Source organism: Acinetobacter sp. A1, assembly GCF_012371315.1.
Taxonomy (GTDB): Bacteria; Pseudomonadota; Gammaproteobacteria; order Pseudomonadales; family Moraxellaceae; genus Acinetobacter.
The window spans coordinates 18162-32996 of record NZ_JAAZQY010000012.1 but is presented as its reverse complement, the minus strand read 5'-3'; the positions used below and the strand labels follow the sequence as shown (position 1 = coordinate 32996).

The following is a 14835-nucleotide window of genomic DNA, read 5'->3' as shown; positions in this document are numbered from 1 at the left end:
ATGAAAAAATATGGTTCTGGTGTTCTGGTGTATAAGGAGTCATCTGCCGGTACATTTAATGTAGGTGATTATATTCAAAGTATAGCAGCTCAGGGTTTTTTGGGAGAAGTTGATTGTTATATAAATAGAGAAGAAGCTGCACTATATACTGGAAATTCTATTAAGCTCATTATGAATGGTTGGTATACACATACTAGAAATAATAATTGGATTCCTTCAGAAAAAATTAAACCTCTTTTAATTTCATTTCATTTAAATAGTGCTGCTGCTTCAACAATTTTAAATGAGGAAGCTATTAAATTTTTTAAAAAAAATGAGCCAATTGGATGTCGTGATCAATATACAGTTAATTTACTAAATGAAAAGGGCATTAATGCATATTTTTCAGGTTGTTTAACTCTTACTTTGGATCGATTTAGAGCTAAAACCACAAGTAGAAGTGGTATATATATAGTAGATCCACTTTATAATTATCCAAGTTTTGACTATCTAAAAAACTATCCGAAAGGAATCTTTAGATATATATTAAATGGAAATATTTTTAAACTAAATAAAGTTAATAAACATATGAAAAATATATTTTCAAATAGTTTGTTAAATAAAGCTACCTATATTCAGCAAGTTATTCCTGGTAAAGGTTTGACAGATAATGATAAGTTTGAAATTGCTAAAGATATATTGCAGAAATATTCAACAGCTGAGTTGGTTATTACCTCGAGAATTCATTGTGCATTACCTTGTTTAGCGATGGGCACTCCAGTAATCTATATTAATGGCTTTGATTCATTTGATGATACTTGCAGATTTGAAGGAATTTTGGAACTTTTTAATAGGATAGATGTAGATGTTAATTCAGGAAAATTTACAACTAATTTTTCATTTGAAGGTGATAAAATAAATGAAAACATCCAAATCAGTAATAAAGATAATTATTTAAAATTAGCTATGAGTATGAAAAATACTTGTAATAATTTTATTAAAGAAATTTAATTTTGATTTAGCTTAGAGGAAGTATAAGTGGTAAGAGTATTGCATATAGTAGGAAAGATGGATCGAGCTGGTGCAGAAACAATGCTTATGAACCTATATCGTAATATTGATCGTACGCAGGTCCAATTCGACTTTATTACTTTTACCACTCAAAAAGGTGACTACGATGAGGAAATTTTAGCACTGGGAGGAAAAATTATTCCTATTATTGCAAATAACTCTATCAGGCGTATGTTAAAATTAACCAAATTTCTAACACAACATTCAGAATATCATATTGTGCATGCACATATGTTGCTCAATAATGCCTTTCATTTATTAGCAGCAAAGAAGGCAGGAGTTCCACATAGAATTTCGCATTCACATAATACGAGTAATGGAAAATCTGGAATTATAGCTAAGTTATATGAAAAATTTGCTATATATTTAAATAAAATATTATCAACAAAAAAAATTGCGTGTGGTAAAGAAGCAGCTGAATATTTATTTAATACATCAGAAAACGTGTGGTTATTAAATAATGCAATTGATTTGCAATTATATAATGACATTTCATTAAGTAAAAAAAATTATTGGAAAACGATTAAAAGTGATCTTGAAGGTTTGAAAATCATCCAAGTGGGTAGATTGAATGAAGTTAAAAATCATGATTTTTCTTTAGAAATTGCTAAAAGATTACAAGAGCATGGTATTAACTTTACTTTTTTCATCGTAGGTCAAGGTCCTCTAGAAGATTCTATTAGAAAAAATATACAAGATTATGGTTTAGAGGTAAATGTTTTTCTATTGGGTGTTAGGTCTGATGTACCTCATCTTATGGCAGGATCTGATGTGATGTTAATGCCATCCTTGCATGAAGGATTTCCTGTTGTTTTGGTGGAAAGCCAAGCAGTGGGTTTGTTAAGTTTAATTTCTGATAGAATAGCTCCAGAAGTTGATTTAGATTTAGGTTTGGTAAATTTTTTGTCTTTAGATAATGTGGATACGTGGGTTAAAGCTTTGATGAATCAAAAAGATAAATCTGTTTCTCAAAGTGAAATTTATACATGCCTACAAGCTTCTGGTTTTGATGTTAAAAAAAATGCAACAGACTTATTAAATTTTTATAAAGATCTAAAAAAATCGAATATAGGAAATTAACCTAAAATGTTTCCATATTTATTACTTCTAGGATTTGTGATGTTTTGGATTTTTTTAGAAAAAAAATCTTTAAACAGAAATGCTTTCTGGGTACCTTTTTTTTTATTAGTATTATTTGCAAGTATTAGAAGTTATTTGGTAGGAACAGATACAGGTAATTATACATCGAATTTTAGAAACTTAATTGATTCAAATTATTATATATTTCGTTCGGACTTAGAATATGGTTACCAATTATTAGAGTATTCTATTTTAAAATTTACACACAACTATTTTTGGTTGTTTTTTGTTTCCTCTGTGATAGTAGTAGGGAGTTATCTCTACATTTTTAGAAAAAAATCTGAAGATTATCTTCTATCAGTTATAATTTTTGTAAGTTTTGGTTTTTATCTTTTTTACTTCAATGGATTACGGCAAGGTATAGCAATGGCTATTGTAGCTTTAGCTACTCCCTACTTAATAAATAAGAATTTTTTAAAATATACACTTATTATAATATTAGCTAGCTCTTTTCATAAGAGTGCTTTGATAATGTTGCTGTTCTATTTAATTATTCATTTAAAATTTAAAATAGAATTTAAAACCTTAGCTGTATTCTTAGGGTCATTTTTACTAAGTAATATTGTTATCAAGTATTTAGCATCTACTAATGAAAAGTATAGCAGCTATGCTGAAGTTTCAGAGAATGCTGGTGGGTATTTAACTTTATTTTTCTATTCTTTTATTTCTATATTCTTATATATATTTTACAAAAAATATAAAATAGAAAACCCTGAATACTATATTTTGTTACAGTTAAGTTTGTATGGGGTAGCATTTTTAATACCAGTTGCATTATTAGCAACTAATCCTTCCGGCCCTCAACGCCTTTTGTTTTATTTTGTCTGGGCGGTTTCCTTACTAATTCCTATTGTAATAAGAAAAATAAATAATAAATTTATATATTTTATATTCATAGTTCTAGCTCTCATTTATTATACAATGATACTAGGTTTTAGTAATTTAATGCCGTATCGATTAAACGAAATTTTTAGGATTTTTTAATGAAAATTAGTATAGGAATTCCATTTTTCAATGCAGAGCCTTACTTGGCAGATGCTATTAAATCCGTAATTCAACAGTCTTTCGAGGATTGGGAATTAATTCTAGTTAATGATGGATCTTCTGATAGTTCATTAAAGATAGCCGAAAGTTTTGCAAAAAAAGATAATCGTATTAGAGTCATTTCAGATGGTTTAAATAAAAAGCTTCCTTATCGCTTAAATCAAATTATTGATGAGTCTAAAGGTGAATATATTGCACGTATGGATGCAGATGACTTAATGCATCCTGATCGTATAAAAATTCAATTAGATTTTTTAGAAAAAAATAAAGAGTTTGATCTTGTTTCAACGGGGTTAGTATCAATTAATGATAAAAACCAAGTTAGAGGAATACGTTGTTTGAGGGAAATTTATACAGATTTTTCTGAAGTGAAAAGACATTACCCAATAGTACATGCATCTATTTTAGCGAAAAGAGATTGGTACTTAAGAAACAAATATGATCAGAGCTTACCAAGAACTGAAGATTTTGAATTGTGGTGTAGGACCATTTCAAATAATGATCTAAAACTAGCAGTACTACCAGAAGCTTTATATTATTATAGAGAAGAGGGTTTAGTTACAGCCGAAAAAATGAAAAGATCTTATAGAGATGGAATAAAAGTATACAAACAGTATGCTGTAAAACCCACTTTGAAAGTCCTTTTTTCTTCAAGAGTTAAAATCTTAACTATTGATTTCTTAAATTGCTTTGGATTACTACAAAATATTATAAAAATTAGAAACAGAAAATCTGTTGATAAATCCTTAATTTTATATCACCAAGATATTATTTCTAAAATAATTAAGTAAGTGAGTAATTTGTGAAAAAGATATGTTTTGTTATGACAGAAGCCTCCCAATTTAATATTTTGTGCAGAGGTCAGTTAGAATACTTTGCAAGCCAACCAAATGTAGACATCACTTTAGTATGCGGTGGTAATTATTCAGATATTGAAAAATTGAAATCAAGAAATGTGGGTCATGTAAAATGTATTAAAATAGTTCGTCAACCTTCTGTTTTTGTTGATTTTATAGCTCTTATTCAATTGTTTTGGTTTTTCTTGTTTAATCGTTTTGATGCTATTGTATATTCCACACCTAAAGCATTACTTTTAGGTAGTTTATCATCCTGTTTTGCATTTCAAAAAAGAAGAATAGCTTTAGTGCGTGGTCGAGCTTATGAAAACTTTGTGGGAAAAAAACGTATATTTTTTGAGTTGTTGGATAAAGTTTGTTTGAAGGTTTCTCATCAGGTTATTTTTATATCTAATGAGCTAAAGAAGATGTATTTAAATGAAAATTTAACGACTAAAAATAAAAGCTTTGTAATAGGTGCAGGCTCATCTAACGGAGTTGATACAATTAAATTTTCCCCTGTAAAATTTGAAAAAAATAATAAACTATTCTCTATTGTTGTTATAGGTAGAGTCTGTTTCGACAAGGGAATTGAAGATTTATATAAGATTTTAAAAGATATTAATTCAGAGAATTTAGAAATTAAGATAGTTGGCCGTGTTGAAGATGATGAATCGCAATCTGTTTTAAATAATATATTAGCTGAGCATGATTATGTTAAATATTATAATCATGTTGATAGCCCAGCAGAATTTTTTTCTCAAGCGGATTTGCATTTATTTCTAAGTCATAGGGAAGGTTTTGGAAATGTTGCTATTGAAGCAGCAAGTTGTAATACACCAACTTTTTGTTATGATATTTCAGGCTTAAGAGATAGTGTATTGAATAATGTTTCAGGTAAAAGGTTTCTTTTTCAAGATTATCAATCTATAGCTAGAGCTATTAATGATGCAAAAGCTAATCCTGACAGATTTAAGGAGAGCTATTCTGGTTCACGTGCTTGGGTATTGGAGAGCTTTAGTCAAGAGAAAGTTTGGGAAGAGTATTTAAGATTTTATTTGTTATAATTTATTTAATTGATATTTATGAAAATTTTGATAACAGGTGCAACAGGTTTTGTAGGTGCAGCTTTAGTACAAAAAATTAATAGCTTATATGACATTATTGTTTTAGTTCGTGCTCAAAATAGCTTACTCCCTTCAACAGTTCAACAGCTTGTTGCTAACAATATTTTTACAGCAGATTTACCTGACAATATAGACGTCATTATTCACTTGGCAGGTCGTGCTCATATTCTAAATGAACAAACAACAGACCCATTGAGCGAATTTCGAAAAGTGAATGTAGAAGGCACTTTACAATTAGCTCGTCAGGCTTTAGATAAAAAAGTAAAACGCTTCATATTTATGAGTTCTATAGGTGTAAATGGTGCAGTGACGCCACAGCAACCATTTACAGAAGAAGCTCTACCACAACCTCATGCGGATTACGCAGTTTCTAAGCTAGAAGCTGAAGAAGAACTTAAAAAGCTATTTGCAGGATCAGACACAGAATTAGTTATTATTCGTCCACCTTTAGTTTACGCTGCTCATGCACCAGGTAACTTTGCTCGACTACTCAAATTGGTTGCGAGCAATTTACCTTTACCTTTTGCAGGCACAAACAATAAACGCAGCTTTGTTGCACTTGAAAATTTGGTAGACTTTATTCAAACCTGTATTGAACATCCAAATGCAGCCAATCAAACCTTTTTAGTGGCAGATCAGATTAGTATTTCTACATGTGAGTTGGTGCAATATTTAAAGCAGGGCATGGGAAAACCTGCACGTTTTATTTATATTCCACAGCCTCTTATGAAACTAGCGGCTGCATGTATTGGCAAATCCAAACTCTATGAACAGTTGTTTGAGTCACTAGAAGTTGATACGACCAAAGCTCAGAAGTTGTTGGGTTGGACAGCGCCATTGAGTACCCAGCAAGCGATGCTGCAAGCGGGTCAAAATTATTTAAAAATGAAAGAGTAATTTACGCATGTCAATTTTTGCACTGAGCATCGTATTTTTTATACTGACATTACTATTCACAGGTTATATGCGGCATTACGCCCTCAAGAAAAATATTATAGACAACCCCAATGAACGTAGCTCCCATAGTGTGCCCACACCACGCGGTGGTGGGGTTGCGGTGGTGTGTAGCTACTTATTGGCACTGACTGTGTTAATTTATAGCCAGCAGCTGACAGTGCATATAGGTTTAACCCTGATGGCAGCAGGCTTTGTCATTGCCTTGTTGGGTTTTTTAGATGACCATGGTCATATTAATGCGATGATACGCTTGGCAATTCACTTTTTAGTTGCTATAGGCGTGGTCTTTAGCTTAGGTGGCTTTAGTGAAATTATCATTTTTAATGGACTGCAACTCGGTTTTATTGCCAATATCATAGCTGCGCTCTTTTTAGTGTGGTTGCTGAATCTATATAACTTTATGGATGGCATTAACGGCATTGCCAGTGTTGAGGCCATCACCACCACAGTCAGTATGGCAATTTTATACGCTATACTAAATACCTCACTTAATTCAGATATCCTGTGGTTATTGGCCGCTTGTGTATTTGGTTTTCTATTATGGAACTTTCCAAAAGCCAAAATTTTTATGGGCGATGCCTGTAGCGGATTTCTCGGTCTCACTTTGGGTATTTTGGCGCTCATTGCCCTAAAAGAAAACTTGGCACTGTTTTGTGCGTGGATCATTTGCTTAGGTGTGTTTGTGGTCGATGCAACATATACCCTTATTAAACGCGTGTTGAGTGGCTATAAAATGTATGATGCGCATCGAAGCCATAGCTATCAAATTTTATCGCGTAAATGGGGGAGTCATACCCCCGTAACGTTGGCTGTCGCAGCCATTAACCTATTGTGGTTATTTCCTATCGCTTATATAACGGTTACACAACAATGGGCGTACCCTGAATGGGCAGTACTGATTGCCTATGTGCCATTGTTATTTGTGGCTATAAAATTCAAGGCAGGTTATGCAGATGCTTAATAAACCCAGTTTATTAATTTTAGGTGCTGGGGGATACGGTTTGGCCGTTGCAGAAGCTGCAGAACTGAGTGGACAATGGCAAGAGATTCTATTTGCCGATGACCGTTGGCCTGCAACACAGCATGTGGCGGACTATAACATTGTGACAAATATTGCCAATTTACACCAGTTGCAGAATACGCAGCTTCAAGCGATTGTGGCAGTAGGCAATAATACATTACGGCAGCAATGGCAACAGACCTTGCGCGCCTTGGGTATAGAATTGACTTCGGTGATTCATCCTAAAACGGTTGTGAGTCGAACAGCTCAAATCGGTCTAGGGGTGAGTGTGATGGCAGGGTGTGTAATTAGTCGTAAAACTGTGATCAATGATGGTGTAATATTGAATATTGGTACATTATTAGATCATGACGTTGTCATTCAGGAATTTGCCCATTTAAGCGTGGGGGTAAAAGTCGCAGGTGGTCAAACTATCGCTGCACATTCATTTTTAGAGGTTGGAACCTGTATTCTGCATTAAAGTAATACGGTGTTTTAAAATTCAAATATTAATAATTGTATATTTATGAAATCCATTATAGAACCTGCTGTAGAATCCCCCCGCTTAGTCAAACTCGCATTTTTAATAGTGCTGGATTTTTGTGTTTTTCCTGTCTTGCTGTGGCTATGTTATGCCATTCGCCAGTTTGACCTAGGCGCAGAAGTGGTGCCCAACTTGGCTTTTGGTTCGGTATGGGCAAGTGTGATTGCCGTTGTATCGCTGTTTATTTTTGGGGTGTATCGCTTTATTGTGCGCACCTACAGCGAACTGTTTATGGTCAAATTGGGGGTGGGTACGGCTTTGACTGTGGCAGGGTTGTATGCGTTGGCATATTTTACCGATGCCTTTATTCCCACCTCTATTCCACTCATGTTTGGCTTTCTCATGTTCGCATGGGTCTGGTTTAGTCGTGGTTTTATTCGCTTCATCGTGCGTTCTTATTTACAGGCCGATGTACAAAAAAAACGCATCGCGATTTATGGCGCGGGCAATGCAGGGCAGCAAATTGCGGCGGCTTTATATAGTTCAGATGAACACTTACCCGTGTTATTTATTGATGATGACCCGTCACTCACTGGGCAACAGTTGGGCCGTTTAAAAGTCTATGATGCAGAAACAGCATTAAAAGTCATGCCGAAAAAGCATATTGATGAAATTCTGATTGCGTTGCCTTCTGTCGGGCGGATGCGTAAAAGCGAAATCGTCAAATTTTTAGAACCTGCACATATTAAAATTACCGAAATTCCAGGACTGACCAAACTGGTCGATGGTGAAATTCGCGTATCGGATATTCAGGAAGTCGATATTATTGACTTGTTGGGGCGTGATCCAGTGCCGCCTGTGCCCGAACTGTTGGCTAAAAATATTCAAGACAAAATGGTTTTGGTGACAGGCGCGGGCGGCTCAATTGGCTCTGAACTGTGTCGTCAAATTGTCAAAAATAAACCCAAAGCATTGGTGATTTATGAACTGACCGAATTTGCGTTGTATAGCATTGATAAAGAATTACGCTTAAACAATGATGTCACGATTATCCCGATTTTAGGTTCAGTGCTCGATCAGGCCAAACTGGAACGGGTGATGGAACAGTATGCGATTCAAACCGTGTACCATGCCGCTGCCTACAAACACGTGCCTTTGGTAGAATGTAACCCATTGGCAGGTCTGAAAAACAACGCGATTGGGACGGCATTTAGCTTAAATGCAGCGGTCAAAACAGGTGTAGAAACCTTTGTACTCATTTCTACCGATAAAGCCGTGCGTCCGACCAATGTCATGGGGGCGTCTAAACGTATGGCAGAATTGTATTGTCAAGCCATGGCAGAAGCGCAAGATCAGACCCAAATCAGCATTGTACGGTTTGGTAATGTTTTAGGTTCGTCGGGTTCGGTGGTGCCCTTGTTTAAACAGCAAATTGCTAAAGGTGGGCCCATTACCGTGACTCATCCTGACGTGACACGCTACTTTATGACCATTCCAGAAGCCTCACAATTGGTGATTCAGGCGGGTGCTTTGGGACAGGGGGGCGATGTATTCCTGCTCGATATGGGGGAGCCTGTACGAATTCAGGACTTGGCCCGTCAAATGATTGCCCTGAGTGGTTTAAAAGTACGAGAAACAGGCAGTCAGGAAGGTGATATTGAAATTCAATATTCAGGCTTACGCCCAGGTGAAAAACTCTATGAAGAGTTGCTGATTGATGCCGATAATACCGAAATTACTCAACACAGCCGTATTTTACGTTCTTTTGAGAAAATGTATCCGCTAGATGAATTGTTGTTGGTCTTTGAGCGTTTAAATGAGTTAACCGCAATTCAAAGTGATATCGACTGGGCTTTGGCGCAGCTTGAACACTATGTGGATGGTTATGTCCGTGGTAAAGAAGTCAAAGTAAATTAAAATATCGAGATCAGGTTAAGACATATGATTAAGAAAGCCATTTTACCCGTTGCAGGTTTAGGCACCCGTTTTCTGCCTGCCAGTAAAGCCATTCCCAAAGAAATGGTGACCGTGGTCGATCGTCCTGCGATTGAATATGTAGTACGCGAGGCAGTTGCAGCAGGGATTGAGCAAATTATTTTGGTGACCCATTCCTCTAAAGCCTCCATTGAAAACTACTTTGACCGTAACTTTGAGCTAGAAACCACTTTGGAACAAAAACAAAAACTGGATTTGCTCAAAGAAATTACCGAAATTTTACCTGCACATGTCAGTGTTGTGAGTGTACGTCAGCCACAACCTTTAGGCTTAGGGCATGCAGTTTTATGTGCTAAATCTGTAGTGGGCAATGACGCCTTTGCAGTGCTGTTACCCGATGTATTGGTTAAAGATGATGCTACACAAAATGACTTGGCACGCATGATTCAGCGTTTTGAGCAAAGCCATGCCGCACAGATTATGGTCGAAGCAGTGCCAGATCATTTGGTCGATCAATACGGTATTGTCGATGTAGCCGCAGCACCCGCAGAAGGCGAGAGTACCGTGATGCAGGGCATTGTAGAAAAACCTGCAGTCGGCACGGCACCTTCTAATTTATCGGTAGTGGGGCGTTATGTCTTGCCTGCAGAAATTATGACCTTGCTCGAAAATACCCCTAAAGGGGCAGGCAATGAAATTCAATTGACCGATGCCATTGCCATGTTGCAGCAAAATAGTGTGGTGGAAGCTTATCGTATGCAAGGTCAGACTTTTGACTGTGGCAGCAAGTTGGGTTACTTAAAAGCAGTGTTGCATTATGGACTCGATCATCCAAAATTAGGTGATGATTTTAAAGCCTTGATTCAAGAGTTAAAGCTTGAGTCATAAAGGTGATTAAGGGGGGGAAGATTAGAAAATCTCTCCTAGCCTCCCTTCTTACGCAAGAATTTAAAGCAGTGCTTAAACTCTTGCTCAGGGAGGAACATCCATTATAAAGCTTTTGCTAGTGCGAACTTCCCCCTTTGAAAAAGGTGAGCCATGTATGGCGCAAGGAGGTGGATTAAAAAACCTGAAAAGTTATTCATATATGATGTAGGAAAGGATGAAATGTAAAAATCCCTCCTAACCTCCCTTTAAAAAAGGGAGGAACCCACGTGAAATAAACAGCATCAACCAATACACAGGAACACATTTTGAAAGTCGCAGTCTTTGGAAAAACCCTCTATGCAGGCGTGATGTCTGCACTCTTGGCAGAATGTGGGCATCAGGTGTATTGGTGCGATATCTTTCAGGATGCTGCTCATCCACTAGAACAGCAACATCTCAGCTTTCAAGACCAAGCTTTGAGCCTGTTATTGCAACAACAACGCAGTAAAGGCTTTTTACACTATTGTGATTTTGCTGAATTGCCTTTAGATGTGGATGTGTATGTACTGAGTCTGAACCCGACTGAAGAAACCCACGCCTTAACCGTTTTGGGGCAGTTGCAACAACGTCCGATCATTCACCCTAAATTGATGATCAATGCCTCGACTTTGGGCTTAAATGGCACACAGCGCCTGCAAAAAATCTTGCCACAAGATGACTGGATGTATTTACCCGACATGATTCAAGAGGGCAATGCCATTCAAAGTATGACCCGCGCACAGCAACTCACGGTGGGTTGTGAAAATAAACGTGCGCAAGTCAAACTCAAAGAATTACTCCGCCCTTTATTTCCACGTGCGCAGCAATACCTGTTTATGCCCGTGCTGGATGCTGAATTTACTAAACTGAGTATTTCAGGCATGTTGGCGACCCGTATTAGTTATATCAATGACTTGGCAGTGGTGGCAGAAAAACTGGGAATTGATATTGAACATGTGCGGCAGGGCATGGCCGCTGACAGCCGCATAGGGGCATCGTATATGTACCCAGGGGCGGGTTTTGGTGGTGAAAACTTTAGCCATGATATTTTGACCCTTGCCAGTACTGTATCGACCACAGGGGTGAAAAGTCAGCTGTTGGCGCAGGTCTGGGACATCAACGAACAACAAAAAGAACTCTTGTTTAGAAAGCTATGGAATTATTATCAGGGCGATTTAAACGGCAAAACCGTGGCGATTTGGGGCGCGGCCTTTAAAGAAAATACCGCACGGGTGCAACACTCTCCAATTCATGTGATGTTACCTGCGTTGTGGGCACAGGGTGTCACGGTAAAACTGCACGATCCACAAGCCTTGCCTGAAATTGCGGCACAGTATGGTCAGCGTGATGATCTGATTTTATGCGAAAACCAATACCAAGCGGTAGAAGGAGCTTCGGCATTGTGTTTGCTGACCGCATGGAAACAGTACTGGAGTCTGGATTACGCCACGCTGTTAAAGCAAATGCAGCATCCACTGATTTTGGATGGTCGTAATATTTATGATCCTGAATTTGTGAAGGCACAAGGTTTTGCTTATATGGGAGTCGGTCGCTAATGATGGGTACCACAACATCACAGGCAAATAATCAGCCACAGCAAACCGCCTTGCAGCAATTACAACAATTGCAGCAACAGTTTCAGCAGCTGCATTTAAATCAGCTGTTTGCTCAAGATCCACAGCGTTTTCAGCGTTTCTCGGTAGCTTTGGACAGTGTACTGTTTGACTATAGCAAGCATCGGATTGATGCCAAGGTGTTGCAGACTCTGGTTCAGTTTGCACAGCAGAGTCAGCTTGCTGAGTGGATTCAACGTTTATTTTCAACGGCAACAGGCTCAGAGAAAATCAACTACACCGAACAGCGCGATGCGATGCATTGGGCCTTGCGTTTGCCTGCGACCAGCCCAGCAGCAAGTGCTTCCGAACAGACCGATGCCTACGCTGCATTGACTGAGCAAGTCCATACCCAGCTTGAGCGTATGTATGCCTTGGTGGAAAAAATCCATGCAGGCCAATACCGTGGTGCCACGGGTGAAGTGATTCAGGATGTGGTCAATATTGGTGTGGGTGGCTCAGATTTAGGCCCGTTGATGGTGACCCAAGCCTTATCTGATTTTAAAGTGGCAACTGAAAAACCACTGAATGTACATTTTGTGTCTACCATGGATGGCAGCCAGCTATCTGAATTGCTGCATCGTCTGCGTCCTGAGACCACTTTATTTATTATTTCGTCCAAGTCTTTTGGCACCATTGATACCTTATCCAATGCGCAGACCGTGAAACAATGGCTAGAAAAGGCCTTGGGTACACATGCGCAAATTCTGAAGCATCATTTTATTGGGGTATCTACCAAAGCCGATAAAATGACTGCTTGGGGAATTTGCTCTGAAAATCAGCTCTTACTTTGGGATTGGGTCGGCGGCCGCTATTCTTTATGGTCGTGTATTGGCTTACCGATTGCCCTGACCATTGGCGTTGCGGGTTTTCAACGGTTTTTAGCAGGTGCACATGCGGTTGATCAGCATTTTCAAACTGCTGCATTTGATCAGAACATCCCTGTATTGATGGGCTTGCTCGGGGTGTGGAATAATAACTTCCTGAATATTCAGACTCATGCGGTCTTGCCTTATGATGGACGCTTAAAATACTTCGCTTCGTATTTACAGCAACTGGAAATGGAATCCAATGGTAAATCCATTCAGCGTAATGGTGAGGCGGTTAACTTGGATACCTGTCCGATTGTTTGGGGTGAGGTTGGGCCGAATGCACAGCATGCGTTCTATCAATTGTTGCATCAAGGCACACATGCGGTTAGCTGCGATTTTATTGCTCCTGTGCAGCGTTATAATGCCAATCAATTTACTTATGCCGAAAATGCCGAGGCTTTGGTGGAGCAGCACCATTTGGCCTTGTCCAACTGCTTGGCACAGTCGCGGCTTTTGGCCTTTGGAAATCAGGCTCTAGATCAGCAGGAATTAGATGGCTTAGCGGCGTATAAGCAGTACAGTGGTAATCAGCCAAGTAGCAGTATTTTATTGCAAGAACTCAATCCGTATAGTTTGGGCATGTTGATTGCTTTGTATGAACACAAAGTCTTTGTACAATCGGTGCTGTGGAATATCAATCCCTTTGACCAATGGGGCGTAGAAAAAGGCAAGGAAATTGCCAATCAGCTCTTGCCGATTTTAAATGGGCAGCAACAGGATTTATCTGCACTCGATGCATCGACCCAAGGTTTATTAAAAATTTTATTAGGAAAAATAGATGGCTAATATTTTAGTAACAGGCGGTGCCGGCTATATCGGTTCACATACCTGTGTCGAGTTGCTGAATGCAGGGCACAGCGTAGTGGTGCTAGATAATTTATCCAATAGCTCGGCAGACTCATTGGCGCGGGTGCAGCAATTGACGGGAAAAACCTTGCAGTTTATTCAAGGTGATATTCGTGATGCTGCTGCTTTGGATATTGTGTTTGCGCAACATCAAATTGATGCGGTGATTCATTTTGCAGGACTCAAAGCAGTGGGAGAAAGCCAACAAATTCCACTGAGCTATTTTGATAACAATATTGCGGGTTCAATTAGCTTGATTCAGGCGATGCAACGCGCGCATGTGTTTAAACTGGTGTTTAGTTCATCGGCTACAGTATATGACGAAGCCAATATTTCGCCGTTACATGAAGAGATGCCAACGGGCATGCCAAGCAATAACTACGGCTATACCAAACTGATTGTGGAACAGCTTTTACAAAAAGCAGCCCTTGCCGATGCACGTTGGTCAATTGCGCTATTGCGTTATTTTAATCCTGTGGGGGCACATAAAAGCGGTTGCATTGGCGAAGACCCACAAGGTATTCCAAATAATTTAATGCCTTATGTCACCCAAGTGGCGGTGGGACGTCGTGAAAAATTGTCGATTTTTGGGCAGGATTATGCCACGCCAGATGGTACAGGGGTGCGCGATTATATTCATGTGGTCGATTTGGCCAATGCGCATTTATGTGCCTTGAATAACCGTTTGACTGCACAGGGTTGCCGTGCTTGGAATATTGGTACGGGCAATGGGATTTCGGTGCTGCAAGTGAAGAATACTTTTGAACAGGTCAATGGTGTGCAGATTCCATTTGAGTTTGCACCACGTCGTGAAGGCGATGTGGCAACCTCTTTTGCAGATAATAGCCGTGCCGTGCAAGAATTGGGCTGGACTCCACAATATGGCTTAGAAGATATGTTGGCCGATAGTTGGAACTGGCAAAAGCAGAATCCGAATGGTTATCGTTAAGATGAATGATTCCAGCTATACATTCAGCCACAAAGTTTAGAGCATAAAAAATGGGAATCAGTTTTGAATCCCATTT

The 14835-nt window shown here is 38.5% G+C and carries 13 protein-coding genes; all 13 read left to right on the top strand.

Annotation, left to right across the window (positions count from 1 at the left end; all coding sequences use genetic code 11):
* The 13 genes from HHA41_RS06285 to galE all read left to right on the top strand — a co-directional run bounded on the left by HHA41_RS06285 (window position 1) and on the right by galE (window position 14759).
* Window positions 1-990, top strand: a complete 990-nt coding sequence (locus tag HHA41_RS06285; protein ID WP_168461008.1) for a polysaccharide pyruvyl transferase family protein — start codon at window positions 1-3, stop codon at window positions 988-990.
* Window positions 991-1017: 27 nt separating this feature from the next.
* On the top strand, window positions 1018-2130 hold the full coding sequence (locus HHA41_RS06280; RefSeq protein WP_354667272.1) for a glycosyltransferase: 1113 nt from the start codon (window positions 1018-1020) through the stop codon (window positions 2128-2130).
* A gap of 39 nt (window positions 2131-2169) precedes the next feature.
* Window positions 2170-3174: an EpsG family protein gene (locus HHA41_RS06275; RefSeq protein ID WP_252726723.1), complete on the top strand. Its 1005-nt coding sequence runs from the start codon at window positions 2170-2172 to the stop codon at window positions 3172-3174.
* Complete coding sequence (locus tag HHA41_RS06270) at window positions 3174-4025, top strand: glycosyltransferase family 2 protein (RefSeq protein ID WP_168461004.1); 852 nt, start codon at window positions 3174-3176, stop codon at window positions 4023-4025. Before HHA41_RS06275 ends, HHA41_RS06270 begins: the two co-directional genes overlap by 1 nt.
* Before the next feature lie 32 nt (window positions 4026-4057).
* Window positions 4058-5137: a glycosyltransferase gene (locus tag HHA41_RS06265; protein WP_171525263.1), complete on the top strand. Its 1080-nt coding sequence runs from the start codon at window positions 4058-4060 to the stop codon at window positions 5135-5137.
* Between the two features lie 18 nt (window positions 5138-5155).
* On the top strand, window positions 5156-6094 hold the full coding sequence (locus tag HHA41_RS06260; RefSeq protein ID WP_168461000.1) for an NAD-dependent epimerase/dehydratase family protein: 939 nt from the start codon (window positions 5156-5158) through the stop codon (window positions 6092-6094).
* A gap of 7 nt (window positions 6095-6101) precedes the next feature.
* Window positions 6102-7115, top strand: coding sequence for a glycosyltransferase family 4 protein (locus HHA41_RS06255; RefSeq protein WP_168460998.1), 1014 nt, complete (start codon window positions 6102-6104; stop codon window positions 7113-7115).
* Complete coding sequence (locus HHA41_RS06250; RefSeq protein ID WP_168460996.1) at window positions 7108-7635, top strand: acetyltransferase; 528 nt, start codon at window positions 7108-7110, stop codon at window positions 7633-7635. Before HHA41_RS06255 ends, HHA41_RS06250 begins: the two co-directional genes overlap by 8 nt.
* A gap of 45 nt (window positions 7636-7680) precedes the next feature.
* Window positions 7681-9555 (top strand): nucleoside-diphosphate sugar epimerase/dehydratase, encoded by a 1875-nt coding sequence (locus HHA41_RS06245; RefSeq protein WP_168460994.1) that lies wholly within the window; start codon window positions 7681-7683, stop codon window positions 9553-9555.
* 24 nt (window positions 9556-9579) lie between these two features.
* Window positions 9580-10461: a UTP--glucose-1-phosphate uridylyltransferase GalU gene (gene galU, locus HHA41_RS06240; protein ID WP_168460992.1), complete on the top strand. Its 882-nt coding sequence runs from the start codon at window positions 9580-9582 to the stop codon at window positions 10459-10461.
* A 305-nt stretch (window positions 10462-10766) separates the two neighbouring features.
* The gene (locus tag HHA41_RS06235) at window positions 10767-12035 is read left to right on the top strand and encodes a nucleotide sugar dehydrogenase (protein WP_168460990.1); all 1269 of its coding nucleotides are present in this window, start codon (window positions 10767-10769) and stop codon (window positions 12033-12035) included.
* The gene (gene pgi / locus HHA41_RS06230) at window positions 12035-13750 is read left to right on the top strand and encodes a glucose-6-phosphate isomerase (protein WP_168460988.1); all 1716 of its coding nucleotides are present in this window, start codon (window positions 12035-12037) and stop codon (window positions 13748-13750) included. Before HHA41_RS06235 ends, pgi begins: the two co-directional genes overlap by 1 nt.
* Window positions 13743-14759, top strand: a complete 1017-nt coding sequence (galE, locus tag HHA41_RS06225; protein WP_168460986.1) for a UDP-glucose 4-epimerase GalE — start codon at window positions 13743-13745, stop codon at window positions 14757-14759. The genes pgi and galE overlap by 8 nt, the downstream gene beginning before the upstream one ends.
* Window positions 14760-14835 lie beyond the last annotated feature (76 nt).

What these genes read in the sequence shown, in the direction of transcription:
- HHA41_RS06285 (WP_168461008.1), top strand. Translation starts at nt 1, where the DNA reads ATGAAAAAATATGGTTCTGGTGTTCTGGTGTATAAGGAGTCATCTGCC.
- HHA41_RS06275 (WP_252726723.1), top strand. Translation starts at nt 2,170, where the DNA reads ATGTTTTGGATTTTTTTAGAAAAAAAATCTTTAAACAGAAATGCTTTC.
- HHA41_RS06270 (WP_168461004.1), top strand. Translation starts at nt 3,174, where the DNA reads ATGAAAATTAGTATAGGAATTCCATTTTTCAATGCAGAGCCTTACTTG.
- HHA41_RS06265 (WP_171525263.1), top strand. Translation starts at nt 4,058, where the DNA reads ATGACAGAAGCCTCCCAATTTAATATTTTGTGCAGAGGTCAGTTAGAA.
- HHA41_RS06260 (WP_168461000.1), top strand. Translation starts at nt 5,156, where the DNA reads ATGAAAATTTTGATAACAGGTGCAACAGGTTTTGTAGGTGCAGCTTTA.
- HHA41_RS06255 (WP_168460998.1), top strand. Translation starts at nt 6,102, where the DNA reads ATGTCAATTTTTGCACTGAGCATCGTATTTTTTATACTGACATTACTA.
- HHA41_RS06250 (WP_168460996.1), top strand. Translation starts at nt 7,108, where the DNA reads ATGCTTAATAAACCCAGTTTATTAATTTTAGGTGCTGGGGGATACGGT.
- HHA41_RS06245 (WP_168460994.1), top strand. Translation starts at nt 7,681, where the DNA reads ATGAAATCCATTATAGAACCTGCTGTAGAATCCCCCCGCTTAGTCAAA.
- galU (WP_168460992.1), top strand. Translation starts at nt 9,580, where the DNA reads ATGATTAAGAAAGCCATTTTACCCGTTGCAGGTTTAGGCACCCGTTTT.
- pgi (WP_168460988.1), top strand. Translation starts at nt 12,035, where the DNA reads ATGATGGGTACCACAACATCACAGGCAAATAATCAGCCACAGCAAACC.
- galE (WP_168460986.1), top strand. Translation starts at nt 13,743, where the DNA reads ATGGCTAATATTTTAGTAACAGGCGGTGCCGGCTATATCGGTTCACAT.